This is a genomic window from Halarchaeum nitratireducens, from assembly GCF_017874695.1.
Lineage (GTDB): Archaea > Halobacteriota > Halobacteria > Halobacteriales > Halobacteriaceae > Halarchaeum > Halarchaeum nitratireducens.
Map to the genome: position 1 here is coordinate 11,306 of NZ_JAGIKY010000005.1, position 18,498 is coordinate 29,803.

General features: G+C 68.4%; 20 protein-coding genes. 10 read left to right on the forward strand and 10 right to left on the reverse strand.

The annotated features are described in order from the left end of the window. Positions 1 to 65 precede the first annotated feature (65 nt). From J2754_RS06330 to J2754_RS06350, 5 genes are all read left to right on the forward strand, one after another. The gene (locus J2754_RS06330) at positions 66 to 1,073 is read left to right on the forward strand and encodes a 5,10-methylenetetrahydromethanopterin reductase (RefSeq protein ID WP_425350968.1); all 1,008 of its coding nucleotides are present in this window, start codon (positions 66 to 68) and stop codon (positions 1,071 to 1,073) included. Next, on the forward strand, positions 1,070 to 1,912 hold the full coding sequence (locus tag J2754_RS06335) for a triphosphoribosyl-dephospho-CoA synthase (protein WP_211086963.1): 843 nt from the start codon (positions 1,070 to 1,072) through the stop codon (positions 1,910 to 1,912). Before J2754_RS06330 ends, J2754_RS06335 begins: the two co-directional genes overlap by 4 nt. Further along, complete coding sequence (locus J2754_RS06340) at positions 1,909 to 2,475, forward strand: DUF447 domain-containing protein (RefSeq protein WP_211086964.1); 567 nt, start codon at positions 1,909 to 1,911, stop codon at positions 2,473 to 2,475. Before J2754_RS06335 ends, J2754_RS06340 begins: the two co-directional genes overlap by 4 nt. Then, a complete protein-coding gene (locus tag J2754_RS06345) occupies positions 2,475 to 3,455 on the forward strand; it encodes a beta-ribofuranosylaminobenzene 5'-phosphate synthase family protein (protein ID WP_211086965.1) in 981 nt (326 codons plus the stop codon). Before J2754_RS06340 ends, J2754_RS06345 begins: the two co-directional genes overlap by 1 nt. A 111-nt stretch (positions 3,456 to 3,566) precedes the next feature. Continuing rightward, complete coding sequence (locus J2754_RS06350; protein WP_188879170.1) at positions 3,567 to 3,950, forward strand: hypothetical protein; 384 nt, start codon at positions 3,567 to 3,569, stop codon at positions 3,948 to 3,950. A gap of 76 nt (positions 3,951 to 4,026) precedes the next feature. Here the strand turns inward: J2754_RS06350 and J2754_RS06355 are convergent, their stop codons facing one another. Continuing rightward, a complete protein-coding gene (locus tag J2754_RS06355) occupies positions 4,027 to 5,916 on the reverse strand; it encodes a sensor histidine kinase (RefSeq protein WP_211086966.1) in 1,890 nt (629 codons plus the stop codon). Between the two features lie 267 nt (positions 5,917 to 6,183). On the opposite strand from J2754_RS06355, the gene J2754_RS06360 reads away from it, so the two are divergent. Further along, positions 6,184 to 7,158 carry an aldo/keto reductase gene (locus J2754_RS06360; protein ID WP_188879172.1) on the forward strand — a complete coding sequence of 325 codons (975 nt, stop codon included), beginning with the start codon at positions 6,184 to 6,186 and terminating at the stop codon, positions 7,156 to 7,158. Between the two features lie 93 nt (positions 7,159 to 7,251). Here the strand turns inward: J2754_RS06360 and J2754_RS06365 are convergent, their stop codons facing one another. Continuing rightward, a complete protein-coding gene (locus J2754_RS06365) occupies positions 7,252 to 7,458 on the reverse strand; it encodes a cold-shock protein (protein WP_188879173.1) in 207 nt (68 codons plus the stop codon). Between the two features lie 372 nt (positions 7,459 to 7,830). On the opposite strand from J2754_RS06365, the gene J2754_RS06370 reads away from it, so the two are divergent. The 4 genes from J2754_RS06370 to J2754_RS06385 are packed head-to-tail and all read left to right on the forward strand — an operon-like array spanning position 7,831 to position 11,489. Continuing rightward, the gene (locus tag J2754_RS06370) at positions 7,831 to 8,928 is read left to right on the forward strand and encodes an extracellular solute-binding protein (RefSeq protein ID WP_188879323.1); all 1,098 of its coding nucleotides are present in this window, start codon (positions 7,831 to 7,833) and stop codon (positions 8,926 to 8,928) included. Positions 8,929 to 8,930: 2 nt separating this feature from the next. Further along, positions 8,931 to 9,869, forward strand: a complete 939-nt coding sequence (locus J2754_RS06375) for an ABC transporter permease (RefSeq protein ID WP_188879174.1) — start codon at positions 8,931 to 8,933, stop codon at positions 9,867 to 9,869. Further along, complete coding sequence (locus J2754_RS06380) at positions 9,869 to 10,744, forward strand: ABC transporter permease (RefSeq protein ID WP_188879175.1); 876 nt, start codon at positions 9,869 to 9,871, stop codon at positions 10,742 to 10,744. The genes J2754_RS06375 and J2754_RS06380 overlap by 1 nt, the downstream gene beginning before the upstream one ends. A 4-nt stretch (positions 10,745 to 10,748) precedes the next feature. After that, the gene (locus tag J2754_RS06385; protein ID WP_188879176.1) at positions 10,749 to 11,489 is read left to right on the forward strand and encodes an ABC transporter ATP-binding protein; all 741 of its coding nucleotides are present in this window, start codon (positions 10,749 to 10,751) and stop codon (positions 11,487 to 11,489) included. Between the two features lie 137 nt (positions 11,490 to 11,626). On the opposite strand, the gene J2754_RS06390 is transcribed toward J2754_RS06385, so the two are convergent. From J2754_RS06390 to J2754_RS06425, 8 genes are all read right to left on the reverse strand, one after another. Then, positions 11,627 to 11,887 carry a hypothetical protein gene (locus J2754_RS06390; RefSeq protein ID WP_188879178.1) on the reverse strand — a complete coding sequence of 87 codons (261 nt, stop codon included), beginning with the start codon at positions 11,885 to 11,887 and terminating at the stop codon, positions 11,627 to 11,629. A gap of 309 nt (positions 11,888 to 12,196) precedes the next feature. After that, positions 12,197 to 12,853, reverse strand: a complete 657-nt coding sequence (locus J2754_RS06395; protein ID WP_211086968.1) for an HAD family hydrolase — start codon at positions 12,851 to 12,853, stop codon at positions 12,197 to 12,199. Continuing rightward, positions 12,846 to 13,652 (reverse strand): sugar phosphate isomerase/epimerase family protein, encoded by an 807-nt coding sequence (locus tag J2754_RS06400; protein ID WP_211086969.1) that lies wholly within the window; start codon positions 13,650 to 13,652, stop codon positions 12,846 to 12,848. Before J2754_RS06400 ends, J2754_RS06395 begins: the two co-directional genes overlap by 8 nt. Next, positions 13,649 to 14,812, reverse strand: coding sequence for an alpha-D-ribose 1-methylphosphonate 5-triphosphate diphosphatase (locus tag J2754_RS06405; protein WP_188879182.1), 1,164 nt, complete (start codon positions 14,810 to 14,812; stop codon positions 13,649 to 13,651). The genes J2754_RS06400 and J2754_RS06405 overlap by 4 nt, the downstream gene beginning before the upstream one ends. Continuing rightward, positions 14,809 to 15,546 carry a phosphonate C-P lyase system protein PhnL gene (locus J2754_RS06410; RefSeq protein WP_188879183.1) on the reverse strand — a complete coding sequence of 246 codons (738 nt, stop codon included), beginning with the start codon at positions 15,544 to 15,546 and terminating at the stop codon, positions 14,809 to 14,811. The genes J2754_RS06405 and J2754_RS06410 overlap by 4 nt, the downstream gene beginning before the upstream one ends. Next, entirely contained in the window at positions 15,543 to 16,373 is an 831-nt protein-coding gene (locus tag J2754_RS06415; protein ID WP_211086970.1) for an ATP-binding cassette domain-containing protein, read from the reverse strand. The genes J2754_RS06410 and J2754_RS06415 overlap by 4 nt, the downstream gene beginning before the upstream one ends. Beyond that, positions 16,370 to 17,374, reverse strand: a complete 1,005-nt coding sequence (locus J2754_RS06420; RefSeq protein ID WP_211086971.1) for an alpha-D-ribose 1-methylphosphonate 5-phosphate C-P-lyase PhnJ — start codon at positions 17,372 to 17,374, stop codon at positions 16,370 to 16,372. The genes J2754_RS06415 and J2754_RS06420 overlap by 4 nt, the downstream gene beginning before the upstream one ends. Further along, positions 17,367 to 18,497: a carbon-phosphorus lyase complex subunit PhnI gene (locus tag J2754_RS06425; RefSeq protein WP_211086972.1), complete on the reverse strand. Its 1,131-nt coding sequence runs from the start codon at positions 18,495 to 18,497 to the stop codon at positions 17,367 to 17,369. The genes J2754_RS06420 and J2754_RS06425 overlap by 8 nt, the downstream gene beginning before the upstream one ends. Position 18,498: the final 1 nt, after the last annotated feature.

Sequence of the window (18,498 nt, forward strand, 5' to 3'; positions counted from 1 at the left end):
CGACGCAGACAACGGAGCGGCGCGATACCGGTCGTCGACACGACCGGCCCGCGAGCCGTCCGGAGGTGGCGCGGGTGAGCGACGCTGCCGGATCGATCGGCGTGGAACTGACGCCAGACGTCCCGGCCGACGCCGTCGGCTCGCTCGCGGCCGACACCGAACGCGCCGGCTTCGACCGCGTCTTCGTCTCCGCGCACTACAACAACCGCGACCCCTTCCTCGCGCTCTCGCGCGCCGCGGCCGCGACGGAGACGATTCGCCTCGGGCCGGGGATCGTCAACCCGTACGAAACGCACCCCGTGACGCTGGCGTCGCGGATGGCGACGCTCGCGGAGCGAAGCGACGGACGTGCGCTCTTCGGACTCGGTGCCGGTGACGCGTCCACGCTCTCGGCCCTCGGTATCGAACGCGAGCGCCCCCTCCGACGCGTTCTCGAAACCACGCGTGTCGCACGCGCGCTCTGGAACGGCGAGCGCGTCGATCACGACGGAACGTTTCGCGCCGTCGACGCGGCGCTCGACTACGACGTCAGCCCGCCGCCGGTCTACGTCGGGGCGCAGGGTCCGGACATGCTCCGGATGAGCGCCGCGCACGCCGACGGGGTGTTGGTAAACGCCGCCCACCCCGACGACCTCGCCGCCGCGGCAGCGCGGATCGACGAGGGACGCACCGATCGCGCGTCGGCGCGCGGTCCCCTCGATACCGTCGCGTTCGCCGGCGTCAGCGTCGCCCGCGATGCCGACGCCGCGCGCCGCGCCGCCCGGCCACCCGTCGCGTTCGTCACCGCGGGTGCGCCCCGAGACATCCTCGATCGACACGGCCTCGACCCCGAGCGGGCGGCGGCCATCGGCGACGCGCTCAGCGCCGGGGCGTACGACGACGCCTTCGCGGCCGTGTCGCCCGCGATGATCGACGCGTTCTGCATCGCCGGCGACCCCGCGGACGTCGAGGCCCGCCTCCGCTCGGCGTTCGAGCACGTCGATAGCGTCGTCGCCGCCGCCCCCCTCGGCCCGGACCGCTCGACGGCGATCGATCTCCTGGGAACCGTCTTCGAGCGGGTGCGTGCGCCGTGACGCACGGGATCGCAGACGACGCCCAACTCGCCCTCCTCCTCGAACTGGCCGCCACACCGAAACCGGGCAACGTCGACCGCGAGCGCGACCATCCCGATCTCCGCTTCGAGCAGTTCCTCGCCGGCGCCGTCGGCGCTCGCCCCGGTCTCGACGCCGCGGCCGCTGGCGCCCCGGTCGGTACCGCGTTCGAGACCGCCGTCGCCGGCATGGCGGCGCGGGCGCGGGACAACACGCAGTTCGGCGCGCTCCTCCTGCTCACGCCGCTCGTCAGCGCGGCCGCGGTCGCCGGCGAGGCGACGCGTGCGGCCGCCGCGGACGTACTCGAGGCGACGACCGTCGACGACGCCGCTCGGTTCTACCGCGCGTTCGAACACACCGACGTTCGCGTCGCCGATCCCCCCGACGACTTCGCCGGACTCGACGTCAGACGGGGGGCCGACGCGATCCCGACCCTCCGATCGCGGGGGCTCACCCTCTCGGAGGTCGTGGCGGCAAGCGCACCCGCCGACGGCGTCGCCCGCGAGTGGGCCACCGATTTCGAGCGGACGTTCGACGCCGCCGACTCGCTGCGGACGGGGACGGCACCGCTTCCCGAACGCGTCTCGGGGACCTTCCTCCGCCTGCTCGCGGACGCCCCCGACGCGCTCGTCGCCGCGCGACACGGACGCGCCGTCGCGGAACGCGTCAGCGACCGCGCCGCGGAGCTCGTGGACGCTGATCGCGCGGACGTCGAGGCGTGGGCCGACCGCCTCGTCGAGGCGGGGATCAATCCGGGCACGACCGCCGACGTCGTCGCCGCGGCGCTGTTCGTCGCGCTCTCTCGGGGGCTCCGTCGATGACCGAGTGGCCCGTTTCCCTCCGCGGCGTGACGGAGAGCGTCGTCGCCACGGAGGGCCCGAACGATCGGTGGAACGTCGCCGCGCTCGGACTCCACGCGGGCGACGTCGTCACCGCGGAGACGTGGGGACGCACGCGCACGCGTCGCAACTTCGAGCGGACCGGCGTCGGCAACGTGTGTTTCACCCGGGACCCCCGCTTCTTCGTCGAGGCCGCAATCGCCGTCTGCGAGACCGACGAACCGACGTTCCCGGAAGCCGATGCCCGGGTCCGCGTCGACGTGACGCGCCGCGAGGCCGCCGAGCGCGACGGGACGCCGTGGGCGTCGTGGGCGCTCGAACCGACCGCCGTCACGGTCAGCGAGGAGCGCGTCCCGCTCACGAACCGCGGGTTCGCGGCCGTGATCGAGGCGACGGTCGCCGCCTCGCGCCTCGGCGTCGACGCCTACGACGACGCCGTCCTCCGCCGCCGGCTGGAACACGCGACCGCGGTCGCTCGCCGGTGTGGGGGGCCGGCGGAACGCGACGCGATCGACCGCGTGCACGACCTCGTGGAGGGCCCGTGATGGCCGACACCGAGCGCGCGTCCGTCTCCGCCGGGGCGCGCCTCCACTTCGGGTTCACGACCCTCTCGACCGAACACGACCGCCTATACGGCAGTCTCGGCGTCGCACTCGCCGATCCCCGCGTGACGGTGACGGCGACGCCCGCCGACGCGGTCGTCTGCCCCGACGTCGTCGCCGACTCCGTTCGCCGCACCGTCGACGCCCTCGGCGTGTCTGGCGCACGCGTCGAACTGACCGAGACCCTCCCCCGACACGTCGGGCTCGGGAGCGGCACCGCGACCGCCCTCGCGACGACGGCGGCCATCGCTCGCGCGTACGACCGGCGTCCGCGCGTCCGCGAGCGCGCCCCGGTCCTCGACCGCGGCCGCCGAAGCGGTATCGGCGTCGCGGCCTTCGAGGGCGGCGGCTTCGTCCTCGACGCCGGCCGGTCGACCGATACCTGTGGGACCCCCTCCCGGACGCCACCGTCGGACGGGTCGTGGACGGTCCCGCCGGTCGTCGCCCGCTACCCCGTCCCGCCGGCGTGGCGGTTCGTGCTCGTCGTCCCGGACGCCGACCCCGGCCGCTGCGGCGACGCGGAGGCGACGAGCATGCAGACGGCGATCGCCGATGCTGACCCGGAGACGGGTGAGCGGATCGCCGGGCTCGTCACCAGTCGCGTCCTCCCGGCGATCGTCGCGGGCGACGCCGCCGCGTTCGGCGCCGCCGTGACCGAGATCGGTCGGCTCAACGGAACGTGGTACGCCGACGAGCAGGACGGCGTCTATCGCCCGCCGGTCGACGCGCTCGTCGACACCCTCCTCGCCGACGACGCGATCACCGGGGCCGGACAGTCCTCCTGGGGACCGGTCGCGTACGGCGTGACGACCACTGCCGAGCGCGATGCGGCCCGGGCGGCCGGCGAGCGCGCGCTCGATCGTGCCGGCGTCACCGGCGACGTCCGACTCGTCGCGCCACAGAACTGCGGCGCTCTCCGGTGACGGGAGTCCACCGCCCGATCCTGACCGGGGTACAGGCGTCCTCGCCCCGATTCTCTCAGTGTCTCGTCGGGTCGCGTACGACTCAAATGCGTGGAGGCCGTACGATCAGCCGTGACTGCACGACTCGCGCTCCCGACGGGCGAAACGGTGACGCCCGAGGACGTCTTCTGCTACGGCGGCTATCCCTATCGGTTCCGGCCGCTCCCCGGCGACGAGTACGCCTTCGCGCTCTCCCCGCTCTACTGGGGGGAGAGCGATATGGACGTGCCGTTCCCGGACGAAGCGGCACTCGAAGCGCGGTGGGAGGGCTCCCGCGGCGTCCTCTCCGACGACGAGTGGCGTGCGTGGCTCGCCGACGCGCGCGACGACGAGCGCTTCGGCGACGACGAACTCGACGCGATCGCCGTCGAACTCGGTCTCGCGGACGACTCCGACGCGGCCCCCGCGAGCCCCGCCTCGCTCACCGATCGCGTGCGGGACACGCTCGGGCTCTAGACCTGCCCGTCGCACGCCGTTGAGGGCGCCACTCTCCTCGCGCCATTCGGGCGATCACCGGAGAACCGCGCGGACGTCAGTCCCGCCGCCCGTCCACGTCGAAGGCGAACCGCGCGCCACCGTCGTCCCCGTCCGCCACGGAGACCGCCCAGTCGTGCGCGTCCGCGATCTCCTTCACGATCGTGAGTCCGAGGCCGGAGCCGGACGCGTCCGTCGTGTACCCGGAGTCGAAGATCCGATCTCGCTCCGCCGGCTCGATCCCGTCTCCGGTGTCCTCGACCGCGAACCCCTCGTCGGTCGGCGTGACGATGACGGTGAGGTCCGCTCCGCCGTGCGTGATCGCGTTCGTGAAGAGGTTTTCGAGGAGCTGCTGGAGCCGGTTTCGGTCCGCCTGGAGCTCGCGCGACCCGTCCACGCGCAGGTCGGCGTCGCCCGTGGCGACCTGTTCCCAGGCCGCTCTCGCGGTCTCCCCGAGGTCGACCGTCGTGAGCGCGCCGATCTCCTCGCCCTGTCGCGCGAGCGTCGACAGCTCGTCCAACAGCTGCTCCATTCGGTCGAGCGCGCTCTCGACGCGCTCGAACGCGTCCGCGTCGCCGCCGCGGCCGAGGTCGAGATAGCCCTGTGCGACCGCGAGCGGGTTGCGGAGGTCGTGGGAGATGACGCTGGCGAACCGCTCTAGACGTTCGTTCTTCTCCTCGAGTTGCGCCTCGCGCTCCGCGCGCTCCAGCGCCGCTTCGACGTTCGCCGCCAAGATCTTCGCCAGCGAGTAGTCCGCGTCGTCGAACGCGTCGGTCGCCGTCGATCCGATCACCAACACGCCCCACTCGTCGATCGCTAAGAGCAACTCGCTCCCGATCGGCGACGTCGGATCGGACGCCGTCGAGCGGATTTCGAGGTCCCGAACGAGCTCGGACTTTCCCGTCTCGAAGACGGTCCACGCGACCGCCTCCCCGCGCGGGATCGGTCGCGGGTCGGACAACGCCTCCTCGTCCGTCGCGTACGATTCGGGGACGAGGCGATCGGCCGCCTCGTCGTACCGGTAGACACCGACGAAATCGAAGCGGAAGATCTCCGTCGTCGCGTCGACGGCCATCTCGACAACCTCGCTCGTCGAATCGGCACCCATGAGGTCGCGTGTCGTCTCGTGTAGCAAGGTAAGCTGCTCACTATACCGGTGTTCCTCGGAGATATCGGTGTAGACGGCGTAGCCGTCGGTCACCGTCGTCTCCGCCGTCAACGGGATCGACTGCACGCGGAACACCCGCAGCTCGCCGGTCGCCGTCCGGCGAAACACCTCCGACTCCTCGAACTGTTCGGCGGCGCGGGCCCGCTGGCTGATCTCGGCCGCACGCGCCCGAGCGGCGGGCGGCGCGATCAGCTCGTCGATCGACTCGCCCGTCACCGCCTCCTCGTCGTACCCGAACGTCCGCTCGAACGCCGGATTGACCGACTTGATGATCGGGCTCCGATCGACGAACTCGATCTCGGCGATGCAGTCGGAGGTGTTCGTGAACAGGGCGGATATCTTGGTGTTCTCGACTTGCACCTGTCGGCGGTGATGGCGACGCCGGCTATCGTAGACGCCGACGCCGAGGCCGACCAGAGTGGCCACCGTGACCGTGTGTGCGAAGAGGAGCGACGGCTTGAAGACGCCTTCGAGGAGTTGTAGCGTGTACACCCAGCCGAGGAGAACAGAGACGGAGACCGCGCTGAGAACGCTCCAGCGGGCGATCACGTACGTGGATTGTGCCGAGAGTCGACGGCACGTGATGAGCACGACGCCCGCGCCGACGAGCGCGAGGTTCAAGACGATCGGAAGCGAGTTCTCGAGGAGGGTCAGATACAGCGGGACGCCCTCGTCGATCACGTCGGCGGGGATGTCGTAGATCGCGAGCGCGAGAAAAGTGAGACCCAACAGCAAGACCGACCCGCCACAGGAGAGACGTTTCCAGCGACTCCGATACACGAAGCATAGATGCGCCTACCTGACTCAAAAAGTTTCGATCGGCCGCCGACGTCGTGCTCAGACGCCTCGGGTGTCTCGCGGTCCCGGTGTTCCTCGAAGGCGATCGTTCGGCTCGGCGGACGAACGCACGGCGCGTGCACCGGAATGGAGACGGCCGGAAGCGGATCTGCGGTCCGTAACTCGATGGCTCTCGTGTAAGTCCTATCGGTCTCCGAGACGCGTGCCGACGCCCGGAGCTACAACTCGGGCGGTATCGAAACGTGGCGTATGGAGTACACGACGCTCGGGTCGACCGGGACGGAAGTCAGTCAGATCTGTCTGGGCTGTATGAGCTTCGGGTCGGGCCGCGAGTGGATGATCGACCGCGACGCCGGTGAGGACCTCATCGAACGCGCTATCGAGCTCGGCGTGAACTTCTTCGATACGGCGAACACGTACTCGAACGGGGAGAGCGAGGAGATCCTCGGCGACGTCCTCGCGGAGTACGACCGCGACGAGCAGGTCGTCGCGACGAAGGTGTTCTTCCCGCCCGAGGACGACCCGCATCCGAACGCCACGGGTCTCTCCCGGAAGACGATCGAGCAGGAACTGGAGAACTCCCTCGATCGACTCGGGATGGAGACGATCGATCTCTACCAGATCCACCGCTGGGACCCCGAGACGCCCATCGAGCAGACGCTCCGGGCGCTCGACGACGCCGTTCGCCGCGGGCAGGTCCGCCACTTGGGCGCCTCCTCGATGTGGGCTCATCAGTTCGCGGACGCCCTCCACACCAGCGATCGCCTCGGACTGGAGCGCTTCGCGACGATGCAGAACCACTACAACCCGCTCTACCGGGAGGAAGAACGCGAGATGCTCCCCCTCTGCGAACGAGAGGGGGTCGGCGTGATACCGTGGTCGCCCCTCGCCCGCGGCGTCGCCGCGCGTCCCCACGAGGAGTTCGGTGCGACGACGCGCGGGGAGACGGACTCGTACCTCCACGACATGCCCTACCTCCGGGGCGGCGGCGAGGAGGTCAACGAACGCATCGAGGAGCTCGCCGACGAGAAGGGCGTGAAGATGGCCCAGATCAGCCTCGCCTGGCTCCTCCACCAGGACGCCGTCGACGCGCCGATCGTCGGCACGACGAGCGTCGAACACCTCGAAGACGCCGTCGAGGCCACCGAAATCGACCTCTCCGACTCCGACGTCGAGTACATCGAGGAGCCCTACGAGCCGCTCCCGATCGCCGGCCACGAGTGACCGACAGCGCGTGCAGATCGCGCCGCTCCGACGTGTCGTCGCCTCGAAAACGGAAGAATATCGATCGTCGCTGCGTGCGACGGGTGCGTCGTCTTACTGTCGGACGACGTTCGACGCGCGAGGCCCCTTGGGGGAGGACTCGATGTCGAACTCGACCTCGGTACCCTCGGTGAGGTCTTCGCCGCCGACGTCCTCCATGTGGAAGAAGACGTCTTCGTCGTCGTCGAGGTCGCCGTCGTCAGTCGAGATGAAACCGTAACCGCCAGTGTCGTTGAAGAAATCAACCTTACCGTGTGCCATTACGACCAAACGAAGGGCCACGTAAGGGATAACACTTCCGAGGGGCGAGGTACCACGCCCCTCTACGCTACGCCCGCCGAGGAACCACCGTGACGCCCCCTCCCCGACCTGCCGTCTCAGGAGTAGGCGACGGCGACCCTGTGCGACCCTCGACCGTTCCGGCGCGCGCCGACGCGACGTGCTGGTCGGGAACGCGGGTCTGACTCGTCGGACGGCGGTTCGCAGGGAGTCGTGCTAGCGTCTCTGGATCTCTCCATAGCGATTCGGGCGGCTATAATGCACTCATAGCAACCGCTTTCTTCGGAGACGCGTCCCCTCCACGTGATGGTGTCGACACGACGGAAGTTCATCGGGACCGCTTCCGCCGCCGCCCTGGCGAGCCTCGCCGGTTGTAACACGACCGCCTCCACTGACCAGTCCGCCGCTGGAACCGGGAGCGGCGGATCGGAGACGTACGACGTCGGCTACGGGGACTCACGGACGACGGTCGAGGCCTCGGCGTTCCCCGACACGCTGTACTTCTACTGCGTGCAGTCGGGGTGGATGAACTGGCCGTCGCTGATGCAGTCCTTCGAGGACTCCTACGGCGTCGCGGTCCACGACGACGACCGCTCGTCGGGCGAAGCCCTCCAGCACATGCGTTCGCACGCGAACAACACGACGCACTCGGGCTACAACGGCGGCTACACGTACGGCATCGTCGCCCACAACGACGGCTTCACGCAGGCGTACAAGCCGACGGGCTGGGACAAAGTGCCGGAGTCGCTGAAGACGAGCGACGGGCACGTGACCGCGACGCGGCGGGTGACGACGGCCGTCACGTATCGGAAGGACCTCTACGAGGAGCGCGGCCTCGAGAAGCCGACGACGTGGGCGGACCTGCTGCAGCCCGAGATCACGCAGGACCTCGCGCTCCAGACACCGCAGGCCGCCGTCGGGCTCGCGGCGGCGCTCTCTATCAACAACGCCCGCGGCGGGACGATGGACGACTTCCAGCCGGTCATCGACTACTACAACCGGATACAGGAGGGCGGCGCGGAGTTCACCGACAACTTCCTCGCGCAGTTCTCCCGCGGCGAGTACGCGACGTTCATCCGCTACGACTACTCCGGCCTCGACCTGAAGTACAACAACTCGGAAGTGCCGGAGGAGGACGTCGGCGTCGCCCTCCTCGGCGGCGAAAACGGGAACAAGGGCGCGCTCAACATGCCCTACGGCTACGCGCTCCTGAAGAACGCCCCGAACCCGGGTGCGGCGAAGCTCTTCATGGACTACGTGCTCTCCCTCGAGGGCCAGCGGCAGTTCCTCGACGCGTACGTCCGGCCGATTCGCTCCTCGGAGCTCGAGCTCCCCGACGAGTTCATCGCCCCCGAGGAGTACGAGCGCACCGAGTTCCAAGTGGACTACGGCCAGCTCGTCGAGCGACAGGAGTCGATCATCCAGGAGATCACGCGCGGCGCGAACATCTGAGGATGACGGACGGACACGCCAGCACAGACGCCCCCTCGGCGGGACGCAGGCTGGGTGCCGGCGTCGCCGACGTCCTCGGCGCGCTCTACGACCCCGTCACCGAGCGCGACCGGGAGTATCGACGTATCGCGGCGCTCTGCGCGCCGTTCGCCGTTCTGGTGCTCCTCGCCGGACTCTACCCGCTCGCGGAGGTCGTGCGGATCAGCGTCTCCACCGCCCAGTATCGGTCGCTCGGCGTCTCGTTCGAGGCGTACGCGACGCTGTTCGGCGACCCCTACTATCGGTCGGTCGCGTTCAACTCCCTCTGGCTCGCCGCCGGGACGACCGCCGTCTCGGTCGCGCTCGCGGTTCCCATCGCGCACGCGCTGGAGAAGTACGACCTCCCGGGCGAGGACCTGCTCGTGACGCTCGTCTCCTTCCCCATCAGCCTCCCCGGCATCGTCGCCGCGTTCATGATCCTCGTGCTCTTCGGGAACAACGGCCTCGTCACGGCCGTCGTCGCCGCGATCACGGGTGGCCGGCCGCTCGACGTCGCGTTCGCCGTGAGCGTGCCCGGGCTGTTCGTCGCGTTCGTCTACTCGATGGTGCCGCGCGCGACGCTCATCCTGCGCGGGACGTACGCGGAAGTCGACGAGGCCGCCGAGGAGGCCGCCCAGTCGCTGGGCGCGACGCCGTTCGAGACCTTCCGCCACGTGACCCTCCCGCAGATCCGCCCGGGGATCACCGGCGCGATCATCCTCACGTTCCGGACCGCGCTCGCGATATTCGGGACGCTTATCGTCATCCAGACGCTCGTCGTCTGGACGCTCCAGATCTCGCGCGAACTCGGGAACGGCTGGAACATCCAGGTCGCGGGCGCGATGGCGACCGTCTACTTCCTCTTCACGTTCCTGTTCACGGTACTGGGACTGCGGTACACGAGCGCGGAGGTCGGTCTCTGATGGTCGCGGTCTCCCGGCGCGTCGGCCGGCCGGTCGTGACGGCGCTCCTCCTCGCGACGGTCGCGTTCCTCATCGGCCCCATCGTCCTCACGGTCATCGCGTCGTTCGCCAGCAGTTGGACGGGCGTCCTCCCCTCGGGGTTCGTCACGCTCCAGAACTGGCGGGAGGTGCTCGGGCTCGCGGAGACCTTCGGCTCGCAGCGGAGCATGGGCTGGGACCCGCTCGTCACCCTCCCGATCGGCGGTGGAACGACGGTGATGGTCCCCGCCGAGCTGGCGTTCAGCGTCGGCCTCGCGCTCGGTGGCGTGCTGATCAATCTCGTCGTCGGGGTGCCCATCGCATACGCGGTCTCGCGATATGACTTCCGCGGGCGGGAGTGGGTGAACGCGGTGTCGATCCTCCCCCTCGTCCCGGGCGTGATCCTCGGCGTCGCGTTCCTCCGCGCGTATCCCGAGCTGTCAGGGACGAGCGTCGGCCTCATCGTCGGCTATTCGCTGCTGAAAGCGCCGTTCATGGTGATGGCCGTGCAGAGCGAGTTCGAGTCGATGCCGCTGCGCCGACTCGAGGAGTCCGCGCGCTCGCTGGGCGCGTCGTGGCCGCGCACGTTCCTGACGGTGATCGTCCCGAACGCGAGCTCCGGGATCATCTCGGGCTTGATCATCTGCTGGGCGCTCGCCGCGGCGGAGTTCAACTTCTCCTACATCGTCTGGGCGAAGGGCACACAGCCGCTCGCGCTCTTCCTCCAGCGCCACATCTCGAACAGCTCGTTCACGAAGGCCGCCGCAGCGGTCTCGATGTTCTTCTGCATCATCGCCGCAGTGACGCTCCTCCTCCAGCAGCTGGGGCGGCGGGGCTTCGAGACGAGAGGACACTGACATCATGGCACGCGTCACACTTGACTCGGTACGCAAGGAGTACGGCGACACGACCGCGATGGACGGCGTCTCGTTCACCGTCGACGACGGCGAAGTGGTGGGCGTGCTCGGCCCGTCCGGGTGCGGGAAGACGACGACGCTGCGAAGCATCGCGGGGTTCGAGACGCCGACCGCGGGCGCGGTGCGTTTCGACGACGCCGACGTCACGAACGTCCCCCCGGAGAACCGGAACGTCGGCCTCGTCTTTCAGGAGTACGCCCTCTTCGACAACATGACGGTCGCGGAGAACGTCGCGTTCGGCCTGAAGATGCGGGGCGTCGAGAAGGCGACCCGGCGCGAGCGCGCGGCCGACCTCCTCGAGATGCTCGGCATCGGCGGGTTCGAGGACCGGGACCCGACGACGCTCTCCGGCGGTCAACAACAGCGCGTCGGCCTCGCGCGCGCGCTCGCCATCGAGCCGAGCATTCTGCTCTTGGACGAGCCGATGACCGGATTGGACGCGAAGCTGAAGACGCGCCTCCAGACCGAAGTCGGGGACCTCCTCGCCGAGTTGGACGTCACCGGCCTCTACGTGACGCACGATCAAGAGGAGGCGATGGTGATGTGCGATCGGGTCGCGGTCATGAACGACGGCCGCGTCGAACAGATCGGCACCCCGCGCGAGATCTACGAGAACCCCGTGAGCGACTTCGTCGCCGAGTTCGTCTCCCTCGATCCCCCGGCTCTCCCGTTCGTCGAGTGGTGATCTCCGGACGCCGGCGGCGACGGCGACGCGTCCACACTGCGCGCGTCTCCGCACGCGAACCCGGGTCGTCGAGCAGTGCGCGAACACGTCGGACGCGACCGTTCGCCCCGGCTTCGCACGGCACGCACCGCGTCCGCTCACTCGAACGTCGTCTCGGTCACGCGGAGCGTGCCGTTCGCTTCGTAGAGGTACCCGCGGCTCAGCAGCCGCTCGACGGCGTACTCGCTGTCGCTGTGCTCCGGCGAGAACGTCTCGGCCGCATCGAGGAGCGCGTACGCCTCCCCGTAGGTGAACTCCGCCCGTGGCCCGTCGGCGGCGTCGACGAGGATCCGGTAGGCCTCCTGCACCCACTCCGGGAGTGGCGGTCGTGGATCAGTTGGATCAGAGAATGGCGACATTGGGACTCGAAGGTCGTGTACGGGTGTACGGCCTGTGCGCTTGTGAACCTTCCCACCGACACGGACCGCGGTCGTCGCCTCCCCCTTCGTTCTCCCCCGAACCGGTGCGTCGCGCGACGGGGGACGACGCTCGCGACGGCGACCGACGCGTCGGCGTTTAATCCCCGGCGGCCGATGGGCGTGTATGAACACGAGCGCGGAGAGCGCGGCGTTCCGATTCGACTATCGACCGGCGGCGATCCGTGGGCTGTGCTCCGCCCGTACACCGGAGTCTGTTGGGGATGACGGATACAGTAGCCCGCGAGGGAACTACTGCGAGTTGGTCACTGTCTCGACGAGTTCCCGCAAGTCCGAGAACTCGTAGGTCGGTTCGACGTCAAGAGCGGCATCCCGCACGTGCTCACGGCGGAGGAACGCCGAGTCAAGACCGGCACGATGGGCCGCGATGACGTCCGTTTCCGAATCACCGACGTACAGCGCGGTAGCGGCGCCGAGGTCCGCAAGCGCGTTCTTGAGGTAGTGCGCTTCCGGCTTGCGACGAGCAGCCCCGGCGAGCGTCGGCTGTCGACCGTACACGGTTTCGAAGTAATCAAGACCGTGATGGGCGAGCAGGAACTCGACGGTCGCGTGCTGATTGTTGCTCACTAATCCCAGCGGAACGTCCAGCGCAGCGAGCGCGACAACGTCCTCGTAGACGGCTTTTCCGCCATCTCGGGTATGTGCCTGCTGGAACAGGCTCGCAGTGAGCTCGCGTTGATGCCAGAACGCCTCCGGATCTAGGTCATGTTTCTGCAGGAGCTCACGTGGAACCGGGTCGTCACCGATCGAGGCCTCGACCTCGTTCGGATCAACTTTCACGCCGAACGCCGCAAACGCGTCTACGACGGCGTCGAGGAGCACGTCGGAGTCGCTGGGTTCGACGATCACGCCGTCGTTGTCGAAGACGACGGCGTCGTACTCAGTCATCGCCTCCCACGTCCGGTTGGGGTGACGTTGCTTCGACGCCGACACAGGTCGCAACGTCCGCGACGGCCTTCATCTCGAAGACGAAACACTCCGCGGGGATTGCTTCGACCAGCGAGCGATACTCTGAGAGGGGCCCGTGCTGGTCGGCCGTCCCGTCGTTGTCGTGGAGGTGACAGACGCGGATGCGGTCGCCGAACCGGTCGACGAACGTCCGCCAGTCCTCCCCGTTGACCTTCGCGTGCCCCACGTCCAGCGTGACGCCGAGATACTTCTCGGGAACGTCGACGGCGTCGAGCATCTCCGCGAGCGCCGTCGGCGTCGTCGTATGTCGCCGTTTCTCCGTATCGAGCGGCTGGTTCTCCAAGCAGAGCGGCACGTCGACGAGTTGGGCGTACTCCGCGCATTCGGCGAGCGACACCACGGCGTTCTCGCGGGCGCGTTCGCGGACCCACTCGGGGTAGCGTTCGGGAACCGACCCCCCGTGGACGACGACGGCTTCCGCGCCAGCAGTAGCGGCGTCGTCAAGTGTTCGTTTCACGCGTTCGACGGAGTCCCGTCGAACCGTCTCGTCGTAGCTCCCGACGTTCCAGTCACGGAACGGCGCGTGATAGGTGACGCTCACGTCGAATCGCTCGGCTAGCTCGCGGACTGCGTCCGGATCCGGCGTGTTCGGATGGCCGGCGAGATACTCGCGTTTGAACTCCACGTGGTCCAGCCCGACGTCGGTGACGTACCGCATGAACTCCTCGACGGTCACCCCGAACCGGACGTCCATCGCCGCTCCGAGCCGTGGACTCATCGCTCCCCCCGTTCGGCACGGTAGACGGGCTGGCCCGCGATGATCGCGCGAGCGACCGTCGGTGTCGGCTCCCGGTCGACGACGATGAGGTCCGCGCGCACCCCCGGTTCGATGCGCCCCCGGTCCTTGAGACCGACGGCGTTAGCGGGATTCGCGGTGACACGGTTCACACGCGTCGGGAGGGGTTCGCCGGTATCGACGAAGGCACCCGCCAGCAGGGAGGGCGGATGGTAGTCGGCGACGAGCGCGTCGACGACACCCGCGTCGATTGCCTGCGCCGTCGCGAGGTTCCCCCACTGGCTCTCACCCCGGACCAGATTCGGCGCGCCCATCACCGTCGTCATCTCGACTTCCGCGGCACGCGCCGCTGTCTCCAGCGTGATCGGGTACTCTGAGATGTCCACACCGGTCGCGGCGAGGCGTTCGACCTCCGTGGGATCCTCGTCGTCGTGGGAGGCAGTCACCGCGTCGGCGGTGTGAGCGGCCTCGACGACACGGTCGATACGCTCGCGGAGCGTCGCCATCGAGATGTCGGTCCGGTGTTCGATCATCTCCTCGGCCTCGTCGGCGGTGTGGTCGGAGGCGTTCTCGTAGTACTCTTTGAACGCCTCAACGTCCCGGAACTGGCCCTTCCCGGGAACGTGACTCATCACCGAGACGAGGTCAGCGTCCCCGCGTTCGACGACATCTAGGACGGCCTCGACACAGCGCTCTTGGGTGACCTCACAGCGCGCGTGCAGACGGTGGTCAGCGAGTAACTCGCGGGTTCCCGTGATCGCGTCGGTGAGATCGGCGGCGAGTTCCGGCGACCGGTTTGCCTCCTCGTCGATCTCGAAAGAGATGGCGTGGAACTTCGTCGTGACCCCCGCTGCGACGTTCGCGCGGTCGGCGGACGCGAGCGCCATCGGCAACGCCATCTGCGCCCCCGAACGCGGATGGAGGTGGTGTTCGATGTCGTCGCCGTGGAGGTCGATCAGGCCCGGCAGCACGAGGCGGCCGTCGGCGTCGATGACGACCTCGGCGTCGGTGTCGACGGTCCCGATTTCGACGATTCGATCCTCCTCGATACGGACGCCGCCGTCGACGACCGAGTCGGGAGTGACGACGCGCCCGCCGACGATGGCGACGGATTCGTCGGCCGTCTGGGCCGTCGAACTCATTCGACGACCACCTCGCCATCGTACTCGTCGACGGGCACGACCCGGTCGAGGCGGCCGTCGTCCAGCACGACGACACGATCCGCGACGGCCTCGACGACGTTCGTATCATGGAAGACGCCGATCACGGTGGTCTCGCCGTCGAGGTACGTCGAGAGCAAGTCGATCGCTGCGCGGCGGGTTTCGGGGTCGAGTGCGCTCGTCGGTTCGTCCAGGAGGAGTACCGCCGGTCGCGGTGCGATCGCTTGCGCGAGGTTGACGCGCTGGCGCTCCCCGCCCGAGAACGTCGCGGGATACGCCTCCCAGAGTTCTCGGGGAACGGAGAGCGCAGTGAGGAGGTCACGGGCCGTTTCACGGGCATCGTCGCGACTGTGGCCCTGCTCGACGAGGGGGCGGGCGACGACGTCGACCGCCGGGACGCGCGGGATCTCGTCGAGGAACTGGGACGTGTAGCCGATCACGTCCCGCCGCAAGCCGATGACCGTTCGGGCGGGACACGACGCCAGGTCCACGTCCCGCGTCGGCCCGTGGTAGACGACGCGGCCCGAATTCGGCTCGTACGTCCGGTAGAGGCATTTCAACAGCGAGGATTTCCCGCTCCCGGATTCACCGACGATGGCGAGGAACTCGCCCGTCTGGACGTCGAACGATACGTCGTCGAGCCCGACGACCTGGGTGTCGCCGAGCACGTGCATGTCGAACGTCTTCGAGAGACCGTCGATCGACAGGATCGTCATATGGCTGAGTTGATGAGGGTCTGCGTGTATTCGTGGTGCGGGTCCTCGAGAACGCGGTCGGTGAGGCCGGACTCGATAACGCGGCCGTGACGCATCACGAGCGTCCGGTCGGCGAGTAAGCGGACGACGCCGAGGTCGTGGGACACGACGATTGCCGCCACGTCCTCCTCTCGTTGGATCCGTCGGAACATATCGAGCACGCGGGCTTGCACGCTCACGTCGAGACCTGTCGTCGGTTCGTCGAGCACGACGATCTCGGGGTTGATCGCGAGCGCGCGAGCGATCTGGACGCGGCGCTGCATCCCGCCCGAGTACGTGTGGGTGGGGTCGTCCATGCGCTCGACCGGGATCTCGGTTTCCTCGAAGAGACTAGCGACGCGCTCGCGGACGTCCTCGTAGTTCCGCCAGCCGGACGCGAGGAGTTTCTCCGCGACGTTCCCGCCGCCGCTGAAGTCGAGATCGAGGCCGTCCCGGATGTGCTGGTGAACGAGGCTGATGTGGCCGTTCCGAAGCGCGTGTCTGGTTTCGTAGTCGACGTCGAGGAGATTGCCAGGGTGGTTGGCGTACTCGACGCTCCCGTGGACGTGGCCGTCCTGATTCGGTTCGAGGGCGAGCAGTTCGGCGAGGCTCGACTTCCCGCTGCCGGACTCCCCCACGATTCCGAGGACTTCCCCCGGTTGGAGGTCGAGATCGACGTCCGCGCACGCGACAACGCTTCCGCAGGCCGGACACTGGTTCGTGCCGGCCGCATCGCCCGTTCGGTCACGGCACGCCTCACAGCCCGATCCGTAGATGCGGGTCACACCGTCCGCGCTGAGAAGGCTCACGTGCCGTCACCTCCCGTCGCGTCGGCGCCCTCGGACGGTGTCCCCGGGCCCCACGAGACGTCGCGCTCGCGGTGATGGTCTTTCGCGAGTTCCGGGTCGTCTTGGCGTTTCTCGCAGAACGAGGTGTCGTTACACACGTACCGGGTCTCGCCGTCGTCGCCCTCGATCTCCACGAGGTACGTGTCGTCTGAGCCACAGAACTGACAGGTGGCGTCGCCGAAGCGCTCGACTTGGAACTCGCGATCCTCGAACGCGAGCGGCTCGACGTCCGTATTTGGCGGGACGGCGTAGAGACGAGCTTCTCGACCAGCGGCGAACACGAACAGGTTGTCGGCGTCGTCGAGTTTCGGGACGTCCCACCGCGGAATCGGCGAGGGATCCATCAGGTAGCGGCCCGCCACCATCGTCGGATACCGCGACGCGATGTTGATCTCCCCCCACTCGACGACGTTCTCGTAGAGGTGCACCCACATCTTCCCGTAGTTCTTGTGTGCGTGCCGACGCCGGTTGGCCGCGTCACTCGGGTCGACCTTCCGGAGCGCGTCAGTCACGGGGACCTGCAAGACGAGAATCTGGTCCTCGCTGAGTGCCTCTTCGGGAATCCGATGGCGGGTCTGGATGACGTCCGCGTCCGTCGTGTCCGTCGTCGTCTCGACGGCCGCCGTGTCCCGAGCGAGCCGTCGGATGTTCGCCGCGTTCACCGACTCGTCCGACCCCTGGTCGATGACCTTGAACGTGTCCGTGGGCCCGAGGATGGAGAGCGACGCCTGGATGCCGCCGGTTCCCCACCCCCGCGCGAGCGGCATGGGTCGGGACGCGTACGGCACCTGGTGGCCGGGAATCGCGACCGCCTTCAAGATAGAGCGGCGGACCTCGCGTTTCGTGTGTTCGTCCAAGTAGGCGTAGCTGTACCCGTCGAGTCCCTCGTCGTCGAGCGAGTCGAGGACCGCGTCGACCGACTCGTACGACGTCTCCGCTCGTGGTGTTTCCGTATCAGTCATCAGAGGCCTCCGCGAGTTGCTCGTCCGCGTCGCGACTCGATTCGTCAGCCGTCCCCGCCCCGACACTCTCGTTCTCGCGGATCGCACGAATGCGGTCCAGAATCGACTGGAACGTGACGTAATGCGGGAGTTTGAGGTGTTCGATGAACCCGAACGAGTCCAGCCCGTCGACCGTGTCGAGGACGAACTCGGGGTTCTCTGCGGGTTCGTCTTCGGTGTCGAGTTGGATCGAGGCGTCGAGGATCGTCATGGCGATCACTTTCCGCTCGTTCCGACCGAACGTCAACCCGTATCCGAAGGCGAACTGGGGGTCGTCGCGTTTCGCGTACACGGGGACGACCGCCTCGCTCTCGCTGACCTCGACCGACGTGACGGTCGCCTCCACACCCGTGTACGGGTGTTCGATCTTCACCGGGAGTCGGCCTACTCGGACTTCGGCGAGCGTCGGGTGTACCTGCCCGTACCCGCGGAGCGCCGAGTAGCCGAGCGCGGTCACTGCGCCGGTCTCACCGCGCGCGAGCGCCTGTAGAACGGCATCCCTGCCGGCCGGATGCGTCACGGGATCGCGCGTGATGTCGGCTGGGTCGTCCTCAGTCGGTCCGTCGGGCTCGTGAACGAGACCCTGATCACGCAGGACGTCTATCACGTTGTCGAGCGTGTCGGGCGGTTCTTCTCCCCCGATGTCCCACTCCTGCGTCGGGTCTTCGGGGCCGTCCTCGCCGTCCAAGTCGAAATCGAGGAGTCGCTGGGTGTAGTCCTTCGTCGGCCCGAGGATCTGCCCGCCCGGGATGTCCTTGTACGCGGGCGAGACGCGGCGTGTCGTGACCATCTCCGCGGGATCGACGACGGTGGTTTCGTCCCACCGTTCGAGCGTCGACCGGTACGCTCGGAGCAGGAAGGACGCCTCGACGGTGTCGCCCTGGGCTTGTTTAACCGCAAGCGCGGCGAGTCGCGGGGCGTACAGGCCCCCTTCGCTCATCGCCTGTGCGCTCAATCGGCCGAGCTGCTCGTCGAGCTGATCGACGCTCACCGGGTCGGTCTCTCCCTCAAGGCGCTGCTTCTCGAAGAGCTCCTCGGCGCGCTCGATCAGTTCTTCGCCGGCTTTGACGGCGACGTACCCCACG

Bases quoted from the DNA above. Each gene is read 5' to 3' on its own strand.
- J2754_RS06385 (WP_188879176.1), top strand. From the start codon at position 10,749: ATGGCACGCGTCACACTTGACTCGGTACGCAAGGAGTACGGCGACACG.
- J2754_RS06375 (WP_188879174.1), top strand. From the start codon at position 8,931: ATGACGGACGGACACGCCAGCACAGACGCCCCCTCGGCGGGACGCAGG.
- J2754_RS06390 (WP_188879178.1), bottom strand. From the start codon at position 11,887: ATGTCGCCATTCTCTGATCCAACTGATCCACGACCGCCACTCCCGGAG.
- J2754_RS06405 (WP_188879182.1), bottom strand. From the start codon at position 14,812: ATGAGTTCGACGGCCCAGACGGCCGACGAATCCGTCGCCATCGTCGGC.
- J2754_RS06400 (WP_211086969.1), bottom strand. From the start codon at position 13,652: ATGAGTCCACGGCTCGGAGCGGCGATGGACGTCCGGTTCGGGGTGACC.
- J2754_RS06365 (WP_188879173.1), bottom strand. From the start codon at position 7,458: ATGGCACACGGTAAGGTTGATTTCTTCAACGACACTGGCGGTTACGGT.
- J2754_RS06410 (WP_188879183.1), bottom strand. From the start codon at position 15,546: ATGACGATCCTGTCGATCGACGGTCTCTCGAAGACGTTCGACATGCAC.
- J2754_RS06340 (WP_211086964.1), top strand. From the start codon at position 1,909: ATGACCGAGTGGCCCGTTTCCCTCCGCGGCGTGACGGAGAGCGTCGTC.
- J2754_RS06360 (WP_188879172.1), top strand. From the start codon at position 6,184: ATGGAGTACACGACGCTCGGGTCGACCGGGACGGAAGTCAGTCAGATC.
- J2754_RS06395 (WP_211086968.1), bottom strand. From the start codon at position 12,853: ATGACTGAGTACGACGCCGTCGTCTTCGACAACGACGGCGTGATCGTC.
- J2754_RS06420 (WP_211086971.1), bottom strand. From the start codon at position 17,374: ATGACTGATACGGAAACACCACGAGCGGAGACGTCGTACGAGTCGGTC.
- J2754_RS06380 (WP_188879175.1), top strand. From the start codon at position 9,869: ATGGTCGCGGTCTCCCGGCGCGTCGGCCGGCCGGTCGTGACGGCGCTC.
- J2754_RS06345 (WP_211086965.1), top strand. From the start codon at position 2,475: ATGGCCGACACCGAGCGCGCGTCCGTCTCCGCCGGGGCGCGCCTCCAC.